Source organism: Streptomyces avicenniae (assembly GCF_000719135.1).
Lineage (GTDB): Bacteria > Actinomycetota > Actinomycetes > Streptomycetales > Streptomycetaceae > Streptomyces > Streptomyces avicenniae.
In genome coordinates, this window is record NZ_JOEK01000020.1 from 173,165 (window position 1) to 192,525 (window position 19,361).

The 19,361-nt window shown below is 74.7% G+C and carries 25 protein-coding genes; 18 read left to right on the forward strand and 7 right to left on the reverse strand.

The window, feature by feature from the left end; all coding sequences use genetic code 11:
* Positions 1 to 5: 5 nt before the first annotated feature.
* A complete protein-coding gene (locus IF27_RS28660) occupies positions 6 to 782 on the reverse strand; it encodes an SGNH/GDSL hydrolase family protein (RefSeq protein ID WP_052852772.1) in 777 nt (258 codons plus the stop codon).
* A 41-nt stretch (positions 783 to 823) separates the two neighbouring features.
* Here IF27_RS28660 and IF27_RS28665 point away from each other — a divergent pair, with 41 nt between their 5' ends.
* From IF27_RS28665 to IF27_RS28685, 5 genes are all read left to right on the forward strand, one after another.
* On the forward strand, positions 824 to 1,675 hold the full coding sequence (locus IF27_RS28665; protein WP_052852823.1) for an MOSC domain-containing protein: 852 nt from the start codon (positions 824 to 826) through the stop codon (positions 1,673 to 1,675).
* A 69-nt stretch (positions 1,676 to 1,744) separates the two neighbouring features.
* Positions 1,745 to 2,008, forward strand: coding sequence for a GlsB/YeaQ/YmgE family stress response membrane protein (locus tag IF27_RS28670; RefSeq protein ID WP_052852824.1), 264 nt, complete (start codon positions 1,745 to 1,747; stop codon positions 2,006 to 2,008).
* Positions 2,009 to 2,064: 56 nt separating this feature from the next.
* Positions 2,065 to 2,604 carry a GNAT family N-acetyltransferase gene (locus IF27_RS28675; RefSeq protein WP_420822062.1) on the forward strand — a complete coding sequence of 180 codons (540 nt, stop codon included), beginning with the start codon at positions 2,065 to 2,067 and terminating at the stop codon, positions 2,602 to 2,604.
* A gap of 49 nt (positions 2,605 to 2,653) precedes the next feature.
* Entirely contained in the window at positions 2,654 to 3,247 is a 594-nt protein-coding gene (locus IF27_RS28680; RefSeq protein ID WP_052852773.1) for a Dps family protein, read from the forward strand.
* Positions 3,248 to 3,511: 264 nt separating this feature from the next.
* On the forward strand, positions 3,512 to 4,342 hold the full coding sequence (locus IF27_RS28685; protein WP_110946345.1) for a DUF1206 domain-containing protein: 831 nt from the start codon (positions 3,512 to 3,514) through the stop codon (positions 4,340 to 4,342).
* 32 nt (positions 4,343 to 4,374) lie between these two features.
* Here IF27_RS28685 and IF27_RS28690 read toward each other — a convergent pair whose 3' ends face one another.
* The 5 genes from IF27_RS28690 to IF27_RS28710 form a co-directional block, all read right to left on the reverse strand.
* A complete protein-coding gene (locus IF27_RS28690; RefSeq protein ID WP_052852775.1) occupies positions 4,375 to 5,649 on the reverse strand; it encodes an RNA polymerase sigma factor in 1,275 nt (424 codons plus the stop codon).
* The gene (locus tag IF27_RS28695; protein ID WP_052852776.1) at positions 5,646 to 5,969 is read right to left on the reverse strand and encodes a YciI family protein; all 324 of its coding nucleotides are present in this window, start codon (positions 5,967 to 5,969) and stop codon (positions 5,646 to 5,648) included. The genes IF27_RS28690 and IF27_RS28695 overlap by 4 nt, the downstream gene beginning before the upstream one ends.
* Positions 5,966 to 6,475: an SRPBCC family protein gene (locus IF27_RS28700; RefSeq protein ID WP_052852777.1), complete on the reverse strand. Its 510-nt coding sequence runs from the start codon at positions 6,473 to 6,475 to the stop codon at positions 5,966 to 5,968. Before IF27_RS28700 ends, IF27_RS28695 begins: the two co-directional genes overlap by 4 nt.
* An 82-nt stretch (positions 6,476 to 6,557) precedes the next feature.
* The gene (locus tag IF27_RS28705) at positions 6,558 to 7,397 is read right to left on the reverse strand and encodes a maleylpyruvate isomerase family mycothiol-dependent enzyme (RefSeq protein WP_052852778.1); all 840 of its coding nucleotides are present in this window, start codon (positions 7,395 to 7,397) and stop codon (positions 6,558 to 6,560) included.
* A 66-nt stretch (positions 7,398 to 7,463) separates the two neighbouring features.
* Positions 7,464 to 8,267, reverse strand: coding sequence for an SAM-dependent methyltransferase (locus IF27_RS28710; RefSeq protein ID WP_052852779.1), 804 nt, complete (start codon positions 8,265 to 8,267; stop codon positions 7,464 to 7,466).
* Positions 8,268 to 8,398: 131 nt separating this feature from the next.
* Between IF27_RS28710 and IF27_RS28715 the strand changes: the two genes are divergently transcribed.
* The 6 genes from IF27_RS28715 to IF27_RS28740 all read left to right on the forward strand — a co-directional run bounded on the left by IF27_RS28715 (position 8,399) and on the right by IF27_RS28740 (position 11,051).
* Entirely contained in the window at positions 8,399 to 9,001 is a 603-nt protein-coding gene (locus IF27_RS28715) for a DJ-1/PfpI family protein (RefSeq protein ID WP_052852780.1), read from the forward strand.
* Between the two features lie 61 nt (positions 9,002 to 9,062).
* Entirely contained in the window at positions 9,063 to 9,536 is a 474-nt protein-coding gene (locus tag IF27_RS28720) for a nuclear transport factor 2 family protein (protein WP_052852826.1), read from the forward strand.
* A 212-nt stretch (positions 9,537 to 9,748) separates the two neighbouring features.
* Complete coding sequence (locus IF27_RS28725; protein WP_052852781.1) at positions 9,749 to 10,045, forward strand: hypothetical protein; 297 nt, start codon at positions 9,749 to 9,751, stop codon at positions 10,043 to 10,045.
* The gene (locus tag IF27_RS28730) at positions 10,042 to 10,293 is read left to right on the forward strand and encodes a hypothetical protein (RefSeq protein WP_052852782.1); all 252 of its coding nucleotides are present in this window, start codon (positions 10,042 to 10,044) and stop codon (positions 10,291 to 10,293) included. The genes IF27_RS28725 and IF27_RS28730 overlap by 4 nt, the downstream gene beginning before the upstream one ends.
* Positions 10,294 to 10,572: 279 nt before the next feature.
* Entirely contained in the window at positions 10,573 to 10,794 is a 222-nt protein-coding gene (locus IF27_RS28735; protein WP_052852827.1) for a hypothetical protein, read from the forward strand.
* A 53-nt stretch (positions 10,795 to 10,847) separates the two neighbouring features.
* Complete coding sequence (locus tag IF27_RS28740) at positions 10,848 to 11,051, forward strand: hypothetical protein (RefSeq protein WP_052852828.1); 204 nt, start codon at positions 10,848 to 10,850, stop codon at positions 11,049 to 11,051.
* 75 nt (positions 11,052 to 11,126) lie between these two features.
* Here IF27_RS28740 and IF27_RS28745 read toward each other — a convergent pair whose 3' ends face one another.
* A complete protein-coding gene (locus tag IF27_RS28745; RefSeq protein WP_052852783.1) occupies positions 11,127 to 13,007 on the reverse strand; it encodes a potassium channel family protein in 1,881 nt (626 codons plus the stop codon).
* Positions 13,008 to 13,173: 166 nt separating this feature from the next.
* Between IF27_RS28745 and IF27_RS28750 the strand changes: the two genes are divergently transcribed.
* The 7 genes from IF27_RS28750 to IF27_RS28780 all read left to right on the forward strand — a co-directional run bounded on the left by IF27_RS28750 (position 13,174) and on the right by IF27_RS28780 (position 19,345).
* Positions 13,174 to 14,004: an NmrA family NAD(P)-binding protein gene (locus tag IF27_RS28750; RefSeq protein ID WP_052852784.1), complete on the forward strand. Its 831-nt coding sequence runs from the start codon at positions 13,174 to 13,176 to the stop codon at positions 14,002 to 14,004.
* A gap of 67 nt (positions 14,005 to 14,071) precedes the next feature.
* Complete coding sequence (locus IF27_RS28755) at positions 14,072 to 14,884, forward strand: histidine phosphatase family protein (protein WP_110946346.1); 813 nt, start codon at positions 14,072 to 14,074, stop codon at positions 14,882 to 14,884.
* Between the two features lie 4 nt (positions 14,885 to 14,888).
* Positions 14,889 to 15,443: an RNA polymerase sigma factor gene (locus IF27_RS28760; RefSeq protein WP_052852785.1), complete on the forward strand. Its 555-nt coding sequence runs from the start codon at positions 14,889 to 14,891 to the stop codon at positions 15,441 to 15,443.
* Positions 15,440 to 16,285: a cupin domain-containing protein gene (locus IF27_RS28765; RefSeq protein ID WP_052852786.1), complete on the forward strand. Its 846-nt coding sequence runs from the start codon at positions 15,440 to 15,442 to the stop codon at positions 16,283 to 16,285. The genes IF27_RS28760 and IF27_RS28765 overlap by 4 nt, the downstream gene beginning before the upstream one ends.
* A complete protein-coding gene (locus IF27_RS28770; protein WP_052852787.1) occupies positions 16,282 to 17,160 on the forward strand; it encodes an ABC transporter ATP-binding protein in 879 nt (292 codons plus the stop codon). Before IF27_RS28765 ends, IF27_RS28770 begins: the two co-directional genes overlap by 4 nt.
* A complete protein-coding gene (locus tag IF27_RS28775; RefSeq protein ID WP_052852788.1) occupies positions 17,157 to 18,674 on the forward strand; it encodes a hypothetical protein in 1,518 nt (505 codons plus the stop codon). The genes IF27_RS28770 and IF27_RS28775 overlap by 4 nt, the downstream gene beginning before the upstream one ends.
* A complete protein-coding gene (locus IF27_RS28780; RefSeq protein WP_223291248.1) occupies positions 18,671 to 19,345 on the forward strand; it encodes an ABC transporter in 675 nt (224 codons plus the stop codon). Before IF27_RS28775 ends, IF27_RS28780 begins: the two co-directional genes overlap by 4 nt.
* Positions 19,346 to 19,361 lie beyond the last annotated feature (16 nt).

The window sequence follows — 19,361 nt, forward strand, 5'->3', positions numbered from 1 at the left end:
ACGGGCTACTCCTCGTTCACCGGCGGGGCGAGGTCAGGACGCTTCGGCGCCCGCCCGTCGCCCGACGACCGGCCCGTCAGGCGCCGCCCGATCCAGGGGATGAGGTGCTCCCGCGCGAACCGTACGTCCGCGGTGCGCCGCGCGTACCAGCCCGCCGGCAGGGAGAGCGGCAGCGTCTCGTCCCACGCGAATCCGGCCTCGTACCCCAGCCGCTGCCACACGGCCTCGGCCACCCGCCGGTGCCCCTCCGGGCTGAGGTGCAGCCGGTCGTCCGCCCACAGACGCGGGTCGCCGAGCGACGTGGAGGCGTACAGGTCCACCACGACGGCGCCGTGCCGCTCGGCCAGCTCGTCGATGAACTCGAACAGGCGCTCCATGCGGCTCCGGTAGCGCTCCAGCATCGGGCCGCGCCGCGCCGGGCTGCGCATGAGCACCAGTTGCTTGCACGTGGGCGCGAGCTGCTCGACGGACTGCCGCAGCAGTCCCGTGACCTGCTCCAAGTCGCAGCGGGGCCGCAGGACGTCGTTCAGGCCGCCGACGAGCGTCACGAGGTCCGCGCCCATCGCCGCGGCGGTGGGCACCTGTTCCTCCGCGATCTGCCGCATCAGCTTGCCCCTGACGGCCAGGTTGCCGTACATGAAACCGGCCCTGCGGCTCGCGAAGCGCTGGGCGAGCAGGTCGGCCCAGCCGCGGTAGGTGCCGTCCGGCATGAGGTCCGACATGCCCTCGGTGAACGAGTCCCCGACGGCGACGAAACTGCGGAAATCAGGTGCGCTGTCCATGGCCGCATCATCGTAGCCAGGGCCCTTGTATGCTCACCGGCGTGGCCCGTGTTGCCGAAGTGACCTCCTACCCGATCAAGGGCTGTGCGGGAGTGACCGTTCCCGCGATCCGCTTCGGCCCGGCGGGGGCGGCGCACGACCGCGCGTTCATGGTCACCGACACGGCGGGCGTCTTCCGGAGCCAGCGGGCCGATCCCCGGCTCTCCCTCATACGCCCGCGTGTCAGCGAGGACGGCTCCCTGCTTCGCCTCGAAGCGCCCGGTCTCGGTCCGCTCGACGTCCCGGTGCACGCGGAGGGGCCCGCCCGGCCCGTCTCCCTCTTCGGGGACCCCTACCGCGGCATCGACCAGGGCGCCGACGCCGCCGCCTGGCTCACGGAGGTCCTGGCCACCCCCAGCCGCCTCGTCCGGGTGCCGCCCGACCACGGCCGCGTCACGGACGGGGTGACGCCCGGCACCTCCGGATACGCGGACAGCTCCGCCGTCCACATCCTGTCCCAGGCATCCCTCGACGGCCTGAACGCCCGGCTGGCCGCCGAAGGGCGACCGCCTCTGCCGATGGACCGCTTCCGTCCGAACCTCGTGGTCACCGGCTGGGCGGAGCCGCACACCGAGGACAGGGTGCGTGAGGCAGCCGTCGGCGCCGCGGTCCTCGGGTACACCAAGCTCGCCGTCCGCTGCGCCGTCACGCTGGTCAACCAGGCGACGGGCGCGCGCTCCGGGCCCGAGCCGCTGCGCACGCTGGCCCGCTACCGCAGGGGGGCCGACATCGGGACGGGCGGGGGCGGGGTCTCGTTCGGCGCGAAGTTCTCCGTCGTGCGCCCCGGGCGGATCGCGGTGGGCGACGAGATACGGGTCGCCGCGTGGGCCGACGCCGGGCCCGTCCCCGCGTGACACATCCCAGGGCGTGAGAGCCGGGGAGCGGGGCACCCGGAAGGAACGTCGAGACAAAAAGGTGTGATGATGGAAATCTCCGGCATTATCAGTGCGATCGTCATCGGTCTCATCATCGGACTCCTGGGGCGTCTGGTGCTTCCCGGGCGTCAGCGCATCGGCATCCTCTGGACGATCGCCGTCGGCATCATCGCCGCCCTCCTCGGCTCGGCCCTCGCGTCCGGGCTCGACGTGAACGACACGAACGGCGTGGACTGGATCGAATGGCTGATCCAGATCGGGCTCGCCGCCGTCGGTGTCTCGCTCGTCGCCGGTGGCCGGAGCAGGCGCTGAGCACCCCGGCCCCGAGGCCGGGGCCCCTGCGCCCCGGCCCGATCGGCACCGCGCGTCTGCTCCTCGTGCCCCTGCACCCCGGGCACGCGGCGGAGATGGCCGCGGTGCTGGCCGATCCCGGCCTCTACCGGTTCACCGGCGGCACACCGCCCACCGCGGGGGCCCTGCGGTCGCGGTACGAACGGCTCGCCGTGGGCTCGCCCGACCCGGCCGTCTCCTGGTGCAACTGGACGATCGGCCTGCGCGAGGGCGGTCACCTCGCCGGCACGGTCCAGGCCACCGTGACGTCCGCCGCCGCGACCGGCCGGGAGCCGGTCGCCGAGGTCGCCTGGGTGGTGGGGACGCCCTGGCAGGGACGCGGCATCGCCACCGAGGCGGCACGCGGGCTCGTCGGCTGGCTCGCGGGCCGGTCGGTCCACCGCGTCGTCGCCCACGTCCACCCGGAGCACGCCGCCTCGGCGGCCGTCGCGCACGCCCTCGGACTCGCGCCCACCCCGCACCGGCAGGACGGCGAGATCCGGTGGGCCGGGACGCCGTACGGACGCCACCACCCGCCCGGCGGCGCCGCGGATGCCGATCGCCCGGCCCCTTCCTAGAGTGACGGGAGAGTTCGCGCGCACGGGGGGCAGACACAGGAGGCGGTTCATGGCCAGGCTCAAGTCCGTATCCAAGAATCACGCGGCCGGTAGCAGCCAGCCGTGGCTGCACCAGCAGGGCGAGGTGATCCAGGAGTTCGGCACGGTCAGGCAGCTGCCGATGGTCCTGTCGTACGACACCCGGATGTACTCCTGCCAGCGGCTGAACCAGGTCCTCAGCGACAGCCAGATGCTCTACAACCTCTACAAGAAGTGCCACTGGCTGATGCGTGGCCCGACCTTCTACTCGCTCCACCTGCTGCTCGACAAGCACGCGGGCGAGCAGCTGGAGCTGGTGGACACCATCGCGGAACGGGTGCAGTCCCTCGGGGGCGTCGCCGTCGGCGACCCGCGGCACGCGGCGGAGATCACCAAGGTGCCGCGCCCGCCGAACGGCGTCGAGGAGGTCCCGGCCATGATCTCCCGGCTGCTGGAGGCGCACACGCTGATCCTGACCGACTCCCACGACGCGGCGGCGCGGGCGGACGAGATGGGGGACGACGGCACCAACGACCTGCTCGTCTCCGACGTCATCAGGACCGGGGAGCTGGAGTCCTGGTTCCTCGCCGAGCATCTCGTGGACACGCCGCTCGTGCGGGCCTGAACGACGCGCGGAGCCGGGCGCACCCCTCGGGGGTGTGCCCGGCTCCTGTGTGTGCGGGTGTGTGCGGGCGGCCGGGGCGCGTGGGGTCACCGGTGTCGTCGATGCGTCGGAAGCCGACCGGAATTGACGCCCGGGAGGCGCTTGATGTCCTTTTCGGTATTTCGGACAAGAAAATCCTTTCTGTCCGGAACGCTCCGGCCCAGGAGGTCGTTTCCGCTTCGGGTGCCGGGGCAGCCGAGTGGGACACGACCTGGAGGCATGGCGATGGGATCAGCAATCGGACTACAGGGCCGGGCGACCGCCCGCCGGGCGGCCAACAGTTCGGCGATGGACGGCGCGGCACGCTGGGGACTGGTCGCGCGCGGCGTCCTCTACCTCCTGATCGGCGCCCTCGCCTGGCAGATAGCCTTCGGCACGGGGGCGGAGCAGGCCGATCAGGGCGGCGCCCTCCGCGAGTTGTCGGAGAAGCCGCTCGGTGGCTTCCTCATCTGGGCCGTCGGTGTGGGGCTGGTGGGCATGGCGTTGTGGCGGCTGTCCGAGGCGCTGTTCGGCGCCTCGGGACCTGACGGGCGCAAGGCGACCAAGCGGCTGCTCTCGGCCGGACGGTTCGTCTTCTACTGCTTCGGCGCGTACACCGTCCTCTCCTTCGCGATGGGCGAGAGCGGCAGCGGGTCGAGCGACCAGCGCTCCCAGGACATCACCGCCCGCGCCCTCGACCTGCCCGCCGGGCAGTGGCTCGTCGGGGCGGTGGGCCTCGGGATCGCCGCCGCGGGCCTGATGATCGCGGTACGCGCCCTCATGCGGAAGTTCCGCAAGCACCTCAAGGACGGCCATCTGCCCCGCCGGGCACGACGGTTGATCGACACCCTCGGCATAGGCGGGGGACTGGCCCGGGGCGCGACCTTCGCGGTGGCCGGTGTGTTCGCCGTCCAGGCAGCCGCCGACTACGACCCGGACAAGACCAAGGGGATGGACGACACCCTCCGCAGCTTCGCCGACACCCCCGCGGGCCCGGCACTGCTGGTCGTGATGGCCGTGGGCCTGGTGATGTTCGGTGTCTTCTCCATAGCCCTCGCCCGCTGGCGGGACGTCTGAGCCCTCGGGGCCGACCGGCGTCCGGCGGGCTGTCAGCCGGCCGGACGCGCGCGTCCCCCGTCCGCCGCCGACTGCGTGGCCGTCTCCAGCCGGGCGGCCAGGTAGCGGCGGTCGGTGTCCGAGGTGGCGAGCGTCAGGGCCTCCCGGTAGGCGAGGGCGGCCTCCCGGTGACGCCCGAGGCGCCGCAGGAGATCGGCACGCGTGGCCGGTAGCAGGTGGTAGCCGTCCAACGTCCCCGCCGCCGTGAGGGGGGCCAGGAGGGCGAGTCCCGCCGCCGGGCCCTCGGCCATCGCGACGGCCACCGCCCGGTTCAGCTCCACCACCGGGCCAGGCGCCCACCGGGCCAGCTCCCCGTACAGCAGTGCGATCTGCCGCCAGTCCGTCTCCTCGGGGCCCGGCGCCGTCGCGTGGCAGGCCGCGACGGCGGCCTGCACCTGGTACGCCCCCGGCCGCCGTCGGCCCAGCGCGCGGTCGAGCACGGCCACCCCCTCGGCGATGCGCGCCGCGTCCCAGCGTGACCTGTCCTGGTCGGCGAGGGGCACGAAGTCCCCGGCCGCGTCCGTGCGGGCCGCGCTCCTGGCGTTCTGGAGGAGCAGCAGCGCCAGCAGGCCGCCGACCTCCGGTTCGTCCGGGAGGAGACCGGCGAGCAGGCGGGCCAGCCGGATCGCCTCCCCCGTCAGGTCGGCGCGGACCGGCACCGGTCCCGCCGTGGCCGCGTACCCCTCGTTGAAGAGCAGGTACAGCACCCGCAGCACGCCGTCGAGGCGGGCGGGCAACTCCTCGCGCGGCGGCACCCGGAAGGGGATGCGGGCGTGCCGGATCTTGCTCTTGGCCCGGAAGAGCCGCTGCCCCATGGTCCGTTCCGACACGAGGAAGGCCCGCGCGATCTCCCCCGTGCCGAGACCCGCGACGGTGCGCAGGGTGAGCGCCACACGGGCCTCGTCCGACAGCGCGGGGTGGCAGCAGGTGAAGATCAGCCGGAGCCGGTCGTCCTGGACGTCCACCTCACCGGCCGCGAGGGACGGGAGGGGCGCGGCGGCGAGCTCACGGAGCTTGGCGGCCTCGACGGTCGCGCGGCGCAGGCGGTCCACGGCGCGGTTGCGTGCCGTCGTCATCAGCCAGGCGCCGGGGCGTGCCGGTACGCCGTCGAGCGGCCAGCGTTCCAGTGCCCTCGTGAAGGCGTCCTGCGCGCACTCCTCGGCGAGGTCCCAGTCGCCGGTGTGCCGGATCAGCGCGCCCACGATCCGGCTCCACTCGCCCTGCCAGGCGTCGGCCACCGCCGCGCGGGCGGTGGTGGCCGGGCTCATCCCCACAGCGGCCGGACCTCGATCATCCCGAACCGCGCCATGGGATGCCGCGCCGCCACCTCGATCGCCTCGTCCAGGTCCGCGCACTCGATCAGGTCGAATCCGCCCATCTCCTCCTTGGTCTCGGCGAACGGCCCGTCGGTGAGCAGCACCGCGCCGTCGCGCACCCGCACCGTCGTGACGTCCCCGGACGGCCGGAGCCGGTCGCCGAGGAGGCGGATGCCCGCGCGGTCCGTCTCCTCCACCCAGGCGGTCGGGTCCAGTTCCCCGGGCGGGGCGTCGAAGCCTTCGTCGGTGCAGATCAGCAGCAGGTATTTCATCGGTCCTCCTTCGGGCATCCCGCCAGTGCGGCGAGCGACACGGCCATGTTGTCCCGTAGCTGCGCCAGCCGCCCGGCGAGGGTCCCCGGGTCACGCAGCGCGGCGACGCGCGCGCCGCTGTCGCCGGGGCCGTGGACGAACGAGTGCCGCACCTCGGTGCGGTCGGCAGCCCCGGCGGGGCCCAGCTCGTAGCGCCACAACGCCAAGGGACGTGCCGGGTCGTCGTGCGCGTCGAGCACCGCCCAGGCGAAGACCACGGGGGCCACCGCCTCGGTCACCTCGCAGACGACCCGGGTCACCCTGCCGTCCGGGAAGCGGTTCCGTCCCTCGAAACGGTTCCCTGGCCGGATCGCGCTCGCCGTGGGCGGCAGCCAGGCGGCGTGGTAGCACTCGGGGCTCCAGGTGCCGTGCCGCGTCACATCGGTGATCAGTTCCCAGACGCGCTCCCGCGGCAACGGGACGGTCAGGGCCACCTCCGTGCGGGCGCCGGTGACGAGGTCGTGCATGTCCTGCTCCTTTCGACACCCATCCGACGAACCGACGGCGCCCTTTTCTACAGGCCCCGGGGAAAAATCTCGGACGACCCGCTCACCTGACGACGGCGAGGATGCCGAGCACCGCGTCGCAGAGGAGAGCGTCGCCGTGCAGCTCGGCCCGCCTGCGTGCCTCGCCGGGGCCGATCCCGCGCGTGGCCAGCCGCCAGAGCGTGTCGGCGCCGATGACGACCTCGGCGGCGGGCGGGCCCCTGTCGTCGGCCAGTTCCCAGCGCTCCGGACGGCGTACGGCGGTCCACCGGCCCCCGGCAGAGCCTGGCACCGTCACGCGCACGCCGCTTCCCACCGCCGCGTCCACGCCGCGCAGCGTCTGCGGGAGGGCGCGGAGGAAGGTGTCCAGCACGGGCCCGAGCAGCCGGGGCGCGTCGGCCCCCGGGCGCAGGACGGCGTCGCGGATCTGCTGCTGGTGCGTCCAGCGCTCGGTGTACTCGCGCGCCAGGTCGAGCCACGCGGGCGTCGGCGCGTCAGGGGACGCCCAGGAGACCGCGACCCCGGCCGGGCCGGCAAGCACGGCGTCCGCCCACAGCGCGTCCACCTGTGGGCCGAGGTGGGCGATGAGGTCCGCCGTCAGACGGGGGCTGAGCTGCCGCGACGTGGCGACGAAGTCCTCGTTCGCCCGGGTCAGGAACGCGGGCAGCGACTCGCCTGGCCCGGGGGACGGCCCGCCCCGGTGGTCGTCACGCCCGTTGGACAGGCGGCGGACGTAGCCGTGCAGGATGTGCGCGGTCACGTCCCCCACGTCCCAGCCGGGGCAGACCGTCGGGCGCGTTCGGTCCGCGGGGGACAGGGACGCCAACAGGCCGAGCAGTTCGGCGCGTTCTTCGGGGAAGAGGGGCCGCACGTCCAGCGGCGGCCCCAGCCATGACACGTCCATCGGCACAGCCGACCACAGGAACGCGGCCGGGGCAGCCGTATTTCGGCGCGGGGCGACGCCTGGCGGTCAGTGCTTGACCGCGACGCCGCCGAAGTCGTCGATGGGGCTGGTGAAGTCGGCGTCGAACAGTTCCGGCCGCCACAGCGCCGTGGACCCGACGCCGGGGGAGAGGAGTTCCAGGCCGTCGAAGTAGCGCGTCACCTGCTCAGGGGTCCGCAGGGTGAGCACGGGGGAGCCGCCGCCCTCGTTCCACTGCCGGACGGCCGCGTCCATCCGCTCCCCGCGCACCGCGTTGGTCGGGTGGGAGAGCGCCAGGTAGCTGCCGGCGGGCAGCGCCTCCATCAGGTGGGTGACGATCCGGGACGCCTCCTCCGCGTCCGGCACGAACTGGAGGATGCCGAGGAGCATCAGCGCGACGGGCTGCGAGAAGTCGAGGGTCGCGGCGGCCTTGGCGAGGATCGAGTCCGGGTCGTTCACGTCGGCGTCGATGTAGTCGGTGGCGCCCTCGGGTGAACTGGTCAGCAGGGCGCGGGCGTGCGCCAGGACCAGCGGGTCGTTGTCCACGTACACGACGCGGGTCGCGGGCGCGATCCGCTGCGCGATCTCGTGCGTGTTGTCCTCCGTCGGCAGGCCGGTGCCGATGTCGAGGAACTGGCGGATGCCCGCCTCGGCGGCGAGGAAGCGGACGGCCCGGCAGAGGAAGTACCGGTTGCCGCGCGCGTTCTCCACGATCTCGGGGAAGTACCGCATGATCTGGTCGCCCATGTCGCGGTCGGCCTGGTAATGCTCCTTGCCGCCGAGCCAGTAGTTCCAGATCCGGGCCGAGTGCGGCACCGACGAGTCGATGGCCGGAGGCTTCCGTTCAGACATGGCTCTCCCGCGTGAGGAACGCTGCCGGTCGGGGGGAGGCCATCATGCCACGGGCTCCGCACGGCCGTTCGAGGAAGGTGACGGCTCGTGGCATCCGGCGCCCCGGCCCCGCGGTCTGGTGGGATGGCGCGATGAGCGACACGCAGGCGCGGAGCATCGGCATCTTCCTCTTCCCCGGCGCGGAGGAACTGGAGGCCGTCGGCCCCTGGGAGGTGCTCGCCCACTGGACGCGGAACTTCCCGGGCGACGGCTGGCGGGCGTACTGCTTCTCGCACGACGGCGCGCCGGTGACGTGCGCCAAGGGGCTCACGATCCAGCCGCAGCGCCCCGCGGCCGGTCAGCCGCCGCCCGACGTGCTCCTGCACCCGGGCGGTGCCGGAGTGACGGCGCTGGTGGACGACGAGGCCCACCTGGAATGGCTCCGGCGGCAGCGGGAGGCCGTCCCGCTGCTGGCGAGCGTCTGCACGGGCGCGCTGGCCCTCGCCGCCGCCGGGTTGCTGAGGGGCCGCCCGGCGACCACCCACTGGTCGTCGCTCGACCTGCTGGTCAAGCTCGACCCGAGCGTCGAGATCCGGCCGGGGGAGCGGATCGTGGACGACGGCGACCTCCTCACCTCGGCCGGTGGCGTGGCGGGTATCGACATGTCGCTCCACCTCGTCGCCCGCCTCGCCTCCCCGGAACGCGCGCGCGAGGTGCGCCGGGCCCTCCAGTACGACGCGGAGCCCGGGGGGTGACCGCGCGCCGGAGGCGGGAATCCCGTTGCCCGCGCTCCGCCGACCGTCGTACAACGCGCGCATGACCGCCGACGACATCGCCCCGCTGGACCGCCTCCTCGCCGAACGGGCCTGTGAGCGGCTGATCGTGGACTTCACGCACCGGCTCGACCTCGGCGAGCCCGGCTCGGTCGCCGACCTCTTCACGCCTGACGGCGTCTGGGAGTGGCCCTACGACGGACGCAGGGTCGAGGGACGGGACGCGCTGCGCACCTACTTCGCGGGCCGACCCGCCGACCGGCTCTCGCGCCGTCAGATGACGAACGTCCTGGTCACCGTCACCTCCGCCTCCACGGCCACGGCGGTCTCCTACCTCGCCACCTACCGCGTGGACGGGTTCGACGGCACCATGATCCCGCCGCGGCTCCCCGCGAACGTCGGCCACTACGAGGACGACTTCCGCAGGATCGGCGGCGTGTGGCTGCTGGCCCACCGGCGGACACACCTGCCGTTCGGCAGTTCCACCACGCGCGTGGGGCCCGACGCGAGCGGCTGACGGGCGTCAGATGCTGCGCCGGGCAAGGCGATTGCCGTTGACGGGCCGTCAACTCATTAGCGACGGACTACCCGCAGGTCGTCGGGTCACGGGCACTGGCGGCCATCTCCCCCTCGAACCGGGGGGCGTTCACGGCCTCTTGAGCCCGTACGTCCACCTGCGGAAGGATGAGGGCCCGGCGGCGCGTTCGGCGTGGCACGGGAGGACGGTGGATGGGCGACACCTCTGAGGTGACCTGGGTCACCTATGTGGGGGACGGCATGGTCGAGCTGCCCTCCACCATCGACGGCATCCGCGCGGCCCTGCCCGCGCAGCGGCGGCACGAGTTCGACGCCGTGGTGGGCAGCACCCCGGGCGACAGGCTCCACCAGGTGCTGGCCCACTGGGCGTTGGAGACCCACCCGCAGGCGGTCGCCGAGGTCGAGGAGGAGTTCGCACGCCTGGAGGTCGGCGATCTCTCCGGCTGCGTCCCCCTCGACGACCGCGACCGGGGGAACGGCGCGGCGTGAGCGGTTACCGCGTCCAGTTCGCGCCGCTCGCCGACGAGGCACGCCGCGCACTGCCGCGCCCGTCCCGCGTCCTGTTCGACTCCGAGATGAGCGCCACGCTGGGCCGCGACCCGTACGGCCACGGTTCCTGCCCCGTCGGGAAGGAGCGCGACCGCAGGGAGGCCACCGTCGCCGGTGCCTTCGTCGTGTACTACGTCTCCCGCACGGTCATGGTCGTCACGGCCGTGAAGATCGTCGCGCGCCCCTGACCGCGTCGCCGCACCGCGTCGTGGCCGTACCGTCACCGTTTCGAGGCATGGACCGGACGGCCCGCGTCACACCCCTTGCCGGATTCCCTGGGGGGCGTGGGGAAGGCAGATGGCCGACGACCGACCGGGCCGCGCACCGTCCGGGAGACATTCCGCAGGTCGCAGCCGTGCCTGCCATGCCTCGCCCCCACCCGGCGTGCCCTCGTCGGGGCCCGTCCCGCACAGCGGATGTGGGGACGGCCGCCACGAACGGAGGCACGCGGGCGCATACTGGTGATGATGACAAAGCCAGCTGCACCGAAGCGCTCCCTGCCCACCAGCCCCTTCAAGGCCCCGGTCGCGCCGCCCCCGAAGCAGTTCGCCGTGGGCGACCAGGTCACACACGACATGTACGGCCTCGGCCGCGTGCTCGTCATCGAGGACGGAATCGCGGCACTCGTCGATTTCGGCTCGGTGCGTGAGCGGATCCTGAGCCCGTACACCAAGATGAGCAAGCTGTAGGACCGGCCCCGCACGGTCACGTGCACGCCGTCCCCCTCCCGACCCTCCGACGTATGGGAAGACCTCTCATCGACCTCACCTCCCTCTTCTCCGCTCCGGAAGGGGCGCCCCGCCGGACCACCGCGGCGTCGCCACCTCCGACGACGAACCCCTTCCAGGCCCCGCACCTCGGGGACGACGAGGACTTCCTGACCGAGGACACGCAGGAACACCTCCCGGACACGCGCACGGCCCCGGCCCGGGGCAGGACCCGATAGCTCCTGGCGGTGCCCCGGCCCCTGCGACCGGGCGCCGCAGCCGCCCGTGCCCGGCGCCCCGGACGCGGCGGCGGATCAGCGTTGTCCCAGCAACTCGGCGAACCCCTGGCGCGTCGCGGCCAGCACCACACGGTCCTCGGCGCGCAGCACGTAGCCCGGGTGCAGGTCCCACAGCAGACCCGCCGTCTGTGACGACGCCAGGTCGGGCCCGCGTTCGTCCGGGGCCGCCGTGTCCAGGGCGATGATCCGCCAGGCACCCGGGCGGTTCACCTCGGCCACCGTCCGCCCACGGAAACGCGGCTGGGCGCGTACCTCGACCGCCGCGAACAGCAGCACCGTCCGCTCCACGGGCACGGCGCCCAGCACGTGGCGGCCCATCATCGCACCGGCGAACGCGGGCGCGGCCAGCGTCGAGACGCTGCGGCTGCGGGTCAGCGCCTTGGGGTGCGCGGCCCGCAGGGTCCTGAACACGGCTGTCGCGAAGTCGTCGTCGTACAGCCGCAGGACCACGCCCACGTCCGCCTTCACCGTGCGCGCGTACAGCGACGCCTCCAGGTTCGTCGCGTCCGAGCTGGTCAGCGCCAGCAGGGCCCGCGCCCGGTGGATCTTGGCCGACTCCAGCGGCCCTTCCTGCGTCGCGTCGCCGAGCACGACGGGCACGCCGAGCCGCCGCGCCAGCGGGATGCCCCGCGCCTCCGGGTCCTCCTCCACGCAGACCACCGGGACGTCGAGTTCGCGCAGCTGTTCAAGCACGCGCGTGCCGACCTTCCCGAGGCCCAGCAGCACCACGTGCCCCGACAGCCCCCTCGGGGGCCGCCGCAGCGCGGACGCGCCCCGGAACGCGCCGAGCGCCTGGAGCCCGGCCGCCACGAGGATCGGGAGCAGCGCGAGACCGGCCAGCCCGGAGACCAGTTGGAGGATCTGCCGGGGGACCGCGTCCTCCACGGCGGGGTCCCCGATCGCGAACAGGTCGAGCAGCGTCAGGTAGGCGGCGTGCAGCGGATGGTCCCCCGTCGTCCACGCCAGCGCGACCGCGAGCGCCACCACGGACGTGGCGATCCCGGCGACCGCCCACAGCAGCCGGGAGGGGATCAGGTCCCGCAGCGGCGCGGCCCGCCCCGTGCGGCGCCGTGACGGTACGGCGGGCCCGGCCCGGATGATCGCCTCAAGCACCACCGTCCTGCGGCCGACCGCCGCCGCCACGGTCTCGTCGTCCGGCAGGAGCAGGGGGTCGCGCGGACCGCCGCCGTCCGTGCCCTCGGCGCCCCCGGGGTCGTCGGCCGTCGAGGAGAGCAGGGCCAGCGTGCACAGCCCCGGCCGCGCCTGCTCGCCGCTGCCGGGCGGCGTCCGCTCGACCGCGTGCAGCAGCAGGCCGTCCGCCTGGACGACCTTGCGGGTGCCCACGATCGCGGCGCCCGCCAGGGCGGGGGCGGCCGTGTCCGCGTCGGAGAGCACCGTCGTCGTCGCCTCGGACACCGGGACGCCGCGCGGCCCCTCGGACGTGACGGCGGCGGCCTGGTCCAGCAGGTCGGCGAGGTGCTGGCCCAGCTTCCGGTTGTAGAGCCGGATGACGAGCCGCAGCCGGGGGTTCAGCCGACGGGCGGCGAGCGCGACGCGGATGTTGGTCACGTCGTCGTCGTAGACCACCGCGAGCGCGGCGGCCCCCTGCGCGCCCGCCTGCCGCAGCACCTCCTCGGTGGCCTCCGCCGCCTCGATCTCCCGGACGGGTATCGGCACGAACCCGGACGCGCTCGGCGGGGGCGGCAGCGGCATGCCCCGGCCGCGCGGCGCGATGGCACGTCCGAGCAGCGCGGAGATCCGCGTGCGGCTCGTCGCCGCGGGCACGCCACCCGGCGTCGGCGCGGGCGGCGCGACGAGGGTGACGCGCTGCCGGTACACCTGGTGCAGCTCCGAGGCGAGCCTCGCCGCCAACACGTCGTCACCGCAGACGATCATGTGCCCCCCGGCGGGGCTTCGCGGGACCTGACTCGTAATCAAGGACACGTGTTCTAGACGCGCGGGACGCGGTGACGGGTTCCCGTTTCCGCACTGAGACGTTCGCTTATGCAGCCGAGAGTGACGGCCATGGCCGTGGCCCGGGCGCGCACGGTGTGCTGGAGCCATGACGCACACACAGCACACCGACCACCCGACCACCCTCGTCGTCGGGGGCACGGGCAAGACCGGACGCCGGGTCGCCGCGCGCCTGACCGAGCGGGGTCTCCCCGTCCGGATCGGCTCCCGCGCCGGTCGGCCCCCGTTCGACTGGGACAGGCCCGACACCTGGTCCGCCGCCCTGGAGGGCACCGACGCCGCCTACATCACGTTCTACCCCGACCTCGCCTTCCCCGGCGCCGACGAGACCGTGGGCGCCTTCGCGGAGGCGGCCGTCGCCGCAGGGACGCGGCGCCTCGTCCTGCTGTCGGGCCGCGGCGAGGAGGGCGCGGTGCGCGGCGAGGACCGGGTGAAGGCGTCGGGCGCCGACTGGACGGTCGTACGCGCCAACTGGTTCGACCAGAACTTCAGCGAGAGCTTCTTCCAGGAAGGGGTGGCGGCTGGCGAGCTGGTCGCGCCGGTCGGCGACGCCGTCGAACCGTTCGTCGATGCCGACGACATCGCCGACGTGGCGACCGCCGCGCTCCTCGACCCCCGCCACATCGGCCGCACCTACGAGCTGTCGGGCCCCGACCTGCTCAGCTTCTGGGACGTGGCCGACATCCTGTCCTCGGCCATCGGACGCCCGGTCTCCTACGTCCCGGTGAGTGACGCCGACTACCGCGCGGCCCTCACCGCGCAGGGACTGCCCGGCGAACTCGCCGACCTCTTCGGCCTGATCACGGACGGGCGGAACGCGTCCGTCGTCCACGGCGTCGAGGAGGCCCTGGGACGCGCGCCGCGCAGCTTCACCGAGTACGCGAAGGTCGCGGCGGCCGAGGGCGCCTGGACCGTGTGACGCGCGGCGCGGGGCGGGCGGCGGGCAGGGGGCGCGCCGCCCGCCGGTGAGAGCATGACCCCTTGTGGTGAACGAACCTGATGCCCCGACCGTGCCCGCGCCGCTCCCGCTCCCGCGCCGCCTCGCGGAACTCGTCGCCGTCCGGCACGGACTGAGCGAGGCCAACGTCGTGTTCGAGCAGGCGAAGGCTGACGGCATCACCGACGCCGTGCTCGACGGGAGCGACACGGACGTCCCCCTCTCGGCGACCGGCGTCGCCCAGGCCACCGCGCTCGGCGCGTGGCTCGCGCGCACACGGGCCGGTACCGGTACCGGCCCGCGCCTCGACCTCGTGCTCTGCTCGCCGTACCGCCGCGCCCGCGACACCTGGGAGGCGATGCGCCGCGAGGCCGCCCGCCTCGGACACGCCCCCGACGTCCCCCTCCTGATCGACGAGCGGCTGCGGGACCGGGAGATGGGCGTCTTCGAACTGCACACCCCGGCCGCCATCCGCTCCCGCGCCCCCGCCGAGGCCGAGCGCCGCGCCCGCCTGGGCGACTGGCTCTACCGCCCGCCGGGCGGCGAGTCCCTCGCGGACGTCGCGCTGCGCGTCCGCACGCTCCTCGCCGAACTCGACGCCGCCGCTCCGGGGAAGCGCGTCCTCGTCGTCGCGCACGACGCCGTCGTGGTGTGCCTGCGCCACGCGATCGACGGCATCGGGGCGCCCGTGCCCCCCGGCGGTGTCGCGGTGGTGCCGAACGCCTCCGTCACCCGCTGGCACGGCGACGGAACACGGTTGCGCCTCGCCGAGTTCGGCAGCACGGCACACCTGGACCGGACGCCCCCCGGCGGCCTGCCCACGACCGGCCGTGAACCGAACGGGCCCCCTCGCCCGATCTGAGGACGTGACCCACACGAACGACCTCACCCCCCGCGACGACGGCGCCCTGCTGCGCGCCGTCGCGGACGGGGACCGGCGCGCCTTCGAGGAGGTGTACCGCCGCCACGCCCCCTGGCTCACCGCACGCCTGCGCACCCGCTGCGCCGACCACGCCCGCGTGGACGACATCGTGCAGGAGACGTTCCTCGCCGTCTGGCGCGGCACCGCCCGCTACCGGCACGACGGCGACGCCGCCGCCTGGCTCTGGCGGATCGCCGCCCGCCGCCTCATCGACACCCTGCGCGGCGACGGTGCACGCGGACGGCTCCGCCAGGCCCTGGGCCGCCTGCGCGACCGCGACGCCGTGTCCGCCGAGGACCTGGTCCTCACCCGCGTCGAACACGGCGACCTCGCCGGATCGCTCGCCCGGCTCTCCCCTGAGCTGCGCGCCGTCCTCCAGGCGACCGTCATCGACGGCCTCACCACGCGTGAGGCGTCCGCGCTCCTCGGGATACCGCCCGGCACGGTCAAGACCCGGGCGCAGCGCGCCCGCCGACAGCTGAGGGAGGAGCTGACATGACCTGGCACGCGACACCCGCCGACCTGCGGGACTACGCGTCGGGAACCCTGCCCGCCCCGCGCCTGTGGTCCATCGACACCCATCTCGCGGCCTGCGCACCCTGCCGCACGGCCCTCGCCGCCACGGCCGACCCCGCCGTCACGGACGCGGGCTGGGCGCGCCTCGACGCCGAGCTGGACGCCCCGCGGCCCGGCGCCGTCGAATCCCTGCTCGTCCGCTGCGGCACACCCGACCACACCGCCCGCCTCCTGACCGCCACCCCCGTGATGCGCCGCTCCTGGCTCGCCGCTGTGGCGCTGACGCTGCTCCTCGCCGCCGTGGTCGGCCGCACGGGGACCCCGCTGCTGCTGCTCGCGACGGCGCCGCTGCTGCCGCTGGCCGGGGTCGCGGTCTCGTTCGGCCCACGCATCGATCCGCTGTACGAGACGGCACTGGTGGCGCCCGTGCACACGTTCCGGCTGCTGATGATCCGATCGGTCGCCGTGCTGCTCACGACGCTTCCCGCAGCACTCGCGGCGAGTCTCACGATGCCGTCCGCCGCACTTCTCATGGCTGGCTGGCTGCCGCCCGCGCTGGCGCTCACCTCGCTGGGGCTCGTGCTGACGCCCCGGCTCGGCCCGGTTGCCGCGCCTGCCACGGTGGGCGCCGGGTGGCTGGCCGCGCTGCTGGCCGGACGGCTGCTGACGGACGGCGCGCCGTTCCCGCTGACGGCCGCCGGGCAACTGACCGGCGTCGCCGCCGCCCTCGCCGCCGCGGCCGCCCTCGTGGCCGCCCGCGACCGCTTCGACGGCACGAGCCGTCCCGCCCCCTACCTCCGACCACGAGCCGGGAGGCTCCCGTGACGCACCCGACGAACCACCAGGCGGCGCCCACCGTCTCCGCCGCCGGACTGACCGTCACCCACCGCCGCACGCGCGTGCTCGACGGCGTGTCCCTGCGGCTCGGCCCCGGCGTGACCGGCCTCCTCGGGCCCAACGGCGCGGGCAAGACGACGCTCTTGCGCGTGCTGGCCACCGCGACGGCACCCGACCACGGCGCCCTCACCATTCTGGGCCACGACCCCGCGACCCCCCGGGGCCGCACGGAGGCCCGCCGCGTGCTGGGCTACCTGCCGCAGAACCCGGGCTTCCATCCCGCTTTCACCGCCTTCGAGTTCGTGGACTACGTCGCCATCCTCAAGGAACTCACCGACCGGCGTGCCCGGCACGCCGAGGTGCGGCGCGTCCTGGAGACCGTCGGGCTCGGCGAGGTGCGGGGGCGGCGTATCCGGGCCCTGTCCGGCGGGATGCGCCAGCGCGTGGCCCTGGCGGCGGCCCTCGTCGGGGACCCCGCCTTCCTCGTCCTGGACGAGCCGACCGTCGGCCTCGACCCGGAGAAGCGCATGCGCTTCCGCGAACTGACGGCCGAGGCGGGCGAGTCCCGCACGGTCCTCCTGTCCACCCACCAGACGGAGGACGTCGCCATGCTCTGCCACCGAGTCGTCGTCATCGACGCCGGGCGCGTCCTCTTCGACGGCCCGCCCGACGCGTTGCGCGCCCGCGCGGCGGGACGCGTCTGGACCGGCGCCGACCGCGCCCCCGGCGCGCTGGCCGGATGGCGCACCGGCGTGGGGACGTACCGCAACGTCGGCGACCCGCCGTCCGGCGTGTCCCCGGCCGAACCCACCCTGGAGGACGGCTACCTGCTGACCCTCCACGCGCGGGAGGCCGCCGTATGACGCTCCTCGCACGCCCGCCGTCCGCCACCGCGCCCTCCGCCCCGCGCGGCGCCGCCCCCGTGACCGCGCTGGCCTGTGCGGAGGCCCGCCTGCTGCTGCGTCACCCGCTGGTCGTCCTGGCGCTCGCCGGGCAGATCGCGCTGCTCACGCGGCGGGCGCTGACCGGCAGCGCCTACCCGGTGCTCCACGTCATCGACCGGGAGACGCAGTACGGGCCCCTGCTGATCGGGCTCGCCACCCTGATCGCCGCGAACGCGGCGCTCCTGCGCTCGCACCGGCACGGCACGGACGCGCAGTTCGGCGTGCTGGTCGTGCCGGAGTGGCGGCGGACGTCGGCCCATCTGCTGTCGGTGATCCCCGTGGCGCTCGTGGTCGCGGCGCTGGTCGCGGGGGAGTTCACGCGGGACGCGCTGCGACCGGGAGCGGTCGGGCACGCCTCGGTCCCCGAACTGGCGACCGGACCGGCGGTGGTGGCGCTGCTCGGTGTGGCGGGTGTGGTGCTCGGGCGGGCGACGCGTTCGCCGCTGGCCGCGCCGCTCGCCGTGGTCGGGTTGCTCGCGCTGCTGCTCGGTCTGGCGACCGCCTCGGGCGGCGGGCGGTGGCTGGCGCCGATCGCGTTCGACGAGGGGGACGGGGCGCTGCCGTCGGGGCTGGTGGCGCGTCCGGCGGGCTGGCACCTCCTGTACCTGACCGGGCTCGCCGCCCTGCTCGGCGCGGGCGCGGTGCGGTTCGGCGGCGGCAGGACGCGCCTGGTGTCCGTGGTCGCGTCGCTCGCGGCTGCGGCGACGCTGGCCGGGGCCGTGGGGCAGGCGCGCGGGACGGGGGAGTCGGTCGCCCTGGCGCGTGCGCAGGCGCTGTCCGACCCCTCTGACCAGCAGGTATGTGTCCTGAGGGGAGTGGTGACGTACTGCGCGTTCCCTGAGTTCCTGCCCTGGGTGGACGAGTGGGAGCGGGTCGTCGGGGAAGTTCTCACCGGACCGGGAACTCCGATCGGTGACCATGCGTTCACTGTGCGTCAGAGGGTGTCCGTCGAGAGCGGGACCGGAGCGACCGGGGGAGAGGCCCCGCGGGTGTCACCGGGCGAGGTCACGGCGAGCACCGCGTGGGGCGGCGACCTCGACCTCGGGTTCGCCGCGGGAGTGGCAAGAGAGGTGGTGGTCCATGACGTGACGACGGCCGGGGTGTACTGCGACGCGCGCGCCGTCCTGATCACCTGGCTGGCCGTCAACGGAGTGCCGGACGGCCCGGCGCGGTTCGAACGGACCCTGGAGCGGCAGCATGCCGGCGGAGGGGCGATCCTCCTGTCGTCGGGCGCGCCTGTCGCGCTCAGGGAACGTGAGACCGCTGTCGTCAGGGCGCTGTTCGACCGGCCCGCGGCCGAGGTCGGTCAACGCGTCAGGACGCACTGGGCCGAGCTGACCGCCCCCGGCACCTCCACCGACCGCGCGGCCCGCCTCCTCGGCGTCGGGGCCCCCGCCGAGACGGCGGCCGACCGGGAGTGGGGGTGCGCGTGAGGCGCCGTGCAGCCGGGACGGACGCCGCGCGCCGGTCACGCGCGCGCCCCGGCACGGCCTCGGCGCTCGTGCGTGCCGAGGCGCGGGGTGTCCCGTGGCGGCTGCCCGCCGCTGCCTGGGGCGCCGGGCTCGTCCTCGCGGTGGCCGTGGCACTGCTGCCGGAGGTGGGAGCGGAGCAACGGCTCGGGCTGCTGCGGGTCGTGGCGCTGTGCGGTGCGGTCGGGGTGGCGTTCGCGCTCGACGACCCGGCGCGGCACACCACGCGCGTCGCGCCTGTCGGGCGTCCCCTGCGGCAGGGGCTGCGGCTCGCCCTGCTGCTCCCGTCGGCAGCGGTGTGGTGGGCGGTCGTCGTCGCGGTCGGCCGTGGCGTGGACCCGGGACCGCCCGCGCTCGCGCTGACCGTCGAGGCCGCCGCCCTGGCCGCCCTCGCCGTCGCCCTGGCGGCCGGTGGGATTCGGTTCAGCGGGACGACCGGGCCGGGCGCGGCAGTCGCCGGTGCCCTGCTCGCCCTCTTCACGGTGGCCATGGTGCTGCCCGAGGGCCGGACCCCGTTCGTGCCGCTCGGTGACGCCCGCTGGACCTCCGTGCACCTGGGCTGGTGCGTCGCGCTGGCCGTGGGCGCGGTGGCCTGGCCGCTGCTCGCGCGCGAGCCCTGCGGGTCGCGGCGCTGAGCCGTGCGGCGGCGGG

Bases quoted from the DNA above. Each gene is read 5' to 3' on its own strand.
- IF27_RS28660 (WP_052852772.1), bottom strand. From the start codon at position 782: ATGGACAGCGCACCTGATTTCCGCAGTTTCGTCGCCGTCGGGGACTCG.
- IF27_RS28670 (WP_052852824.1), top strand. From the start codon at position 1,745: ATGGAAATCTCCGGCATTATCAGTGCGATCGTCATCGGTCTCATCATC.
- IF27_RS28680 (WP_052852773.1), top strand. From the start codon at position 2,654: ATGGCCAGGCTCAAGTCCGTATCCAAGAATCACGCGGCCGGTAGCAGC.
- IF27_RS28685 (WP_110946345.1), top strand. From the start codon at position 3,512: ATGGGATCAGCAATCGGACTACAGGGCCGGGCGACCGCCCGCCGGGCG.
- IF27_RS28690 (WP_052852775.1), bottom strand. From the start codon at position 5,649: ATGAGCCCGGCCACCACCGCCCGCGCGGCGGTGGCCGACGCCTGGCAG.
- IF27_RS28695 (WP_052852776.1), bottom strand. From the start codon at position 5,969: ATGAAATACCTGCTGCTGATCTGCACCGACGAAGGCTTCGACGCCCCG.
- IF27_RS28700 (WP_052852777.1), bottom strand. From the start codon at position 6,475: ATGCACGACCTCGTCACCGGCGCCCGCACGGAGGTGGCCCTGACCGTC.
- IF27_RS28705 (WP_052852778.1), bottom strand. From the start codon at position 7,397: ATGGACGTGTCATGGCTGGGGCCGCCGCTGGACGTGCGGCCCCTCTTC.
- IF27_RS28710 (WP_052852779.1), bottom strand. From the start codon at position 8,267: ATGTCTGAACGGAAGCCTCCGGCCATCGACTCGTCGGTGCCGCACTCG.
- IF27_RS28715 (WP_052852780.1), top strand. From the start codon at position 8,399: ATGAGCGACACGCAGGCGCGGAGCATCGGCATCTTCCTCTTCCCCGGC.
- IF27_RS28720 (WP_052852826.1), top strand. From the start codon at position 9,063: ATGACCGCCGACGACATCGCCCCGCTGGACCGCCTCCTCGCCGAACGG.
- IF27_RS28725 (WP_052852781.1), top strand. From the start codon at position 9,749: ATGGGCGACACCTCTGAGGTGACCTGGGTCACCTATGTGGGGGACGGC.
- IF27_RS28735 (WP_052852827.1), top strand. From the start codon at position 10,573: ATGACAAAGCCAGCTGCACCGAAGCGCTCCCTGCCCACCAGCCCCTTC.
- IF27_RS28740 (WP_052852828.1), top strand. From the start codon at position 10,848: ATGGGAAGACCTCTCATCGACCTCACCTCCCTCTTCTCCGCTCCGGAA.
- IF27_RS28745 (WP_052852783.1), bottom strand. From the start codon at position 13,007: ATGATCGTCTGCGGTGACGACGTGTTGGCGGCGAGGCTCGCCTCGGAG.
- IF27_RS28750 (WP_052852784.1), top strand. From the start codon at position 13,174: ATGACGCACACACAGCACACCGACCACCCGACCACCCTCGTCGTCGGG.
- IF27_RS28765 (WP_052852786.1), top strand. From the start codon at position 15,440: ATGACCTGGCACGCGACACCCGCCGACCTGCGGGACTACGCGTCGGGA.
- IF27_RS28775 (WP_052852788.1), top strand. From the start codon at position 17,157: ATGACGCTCCTCGCACGCCCGCCGTCCGCCACCGCGCCCTCCGCCCCG.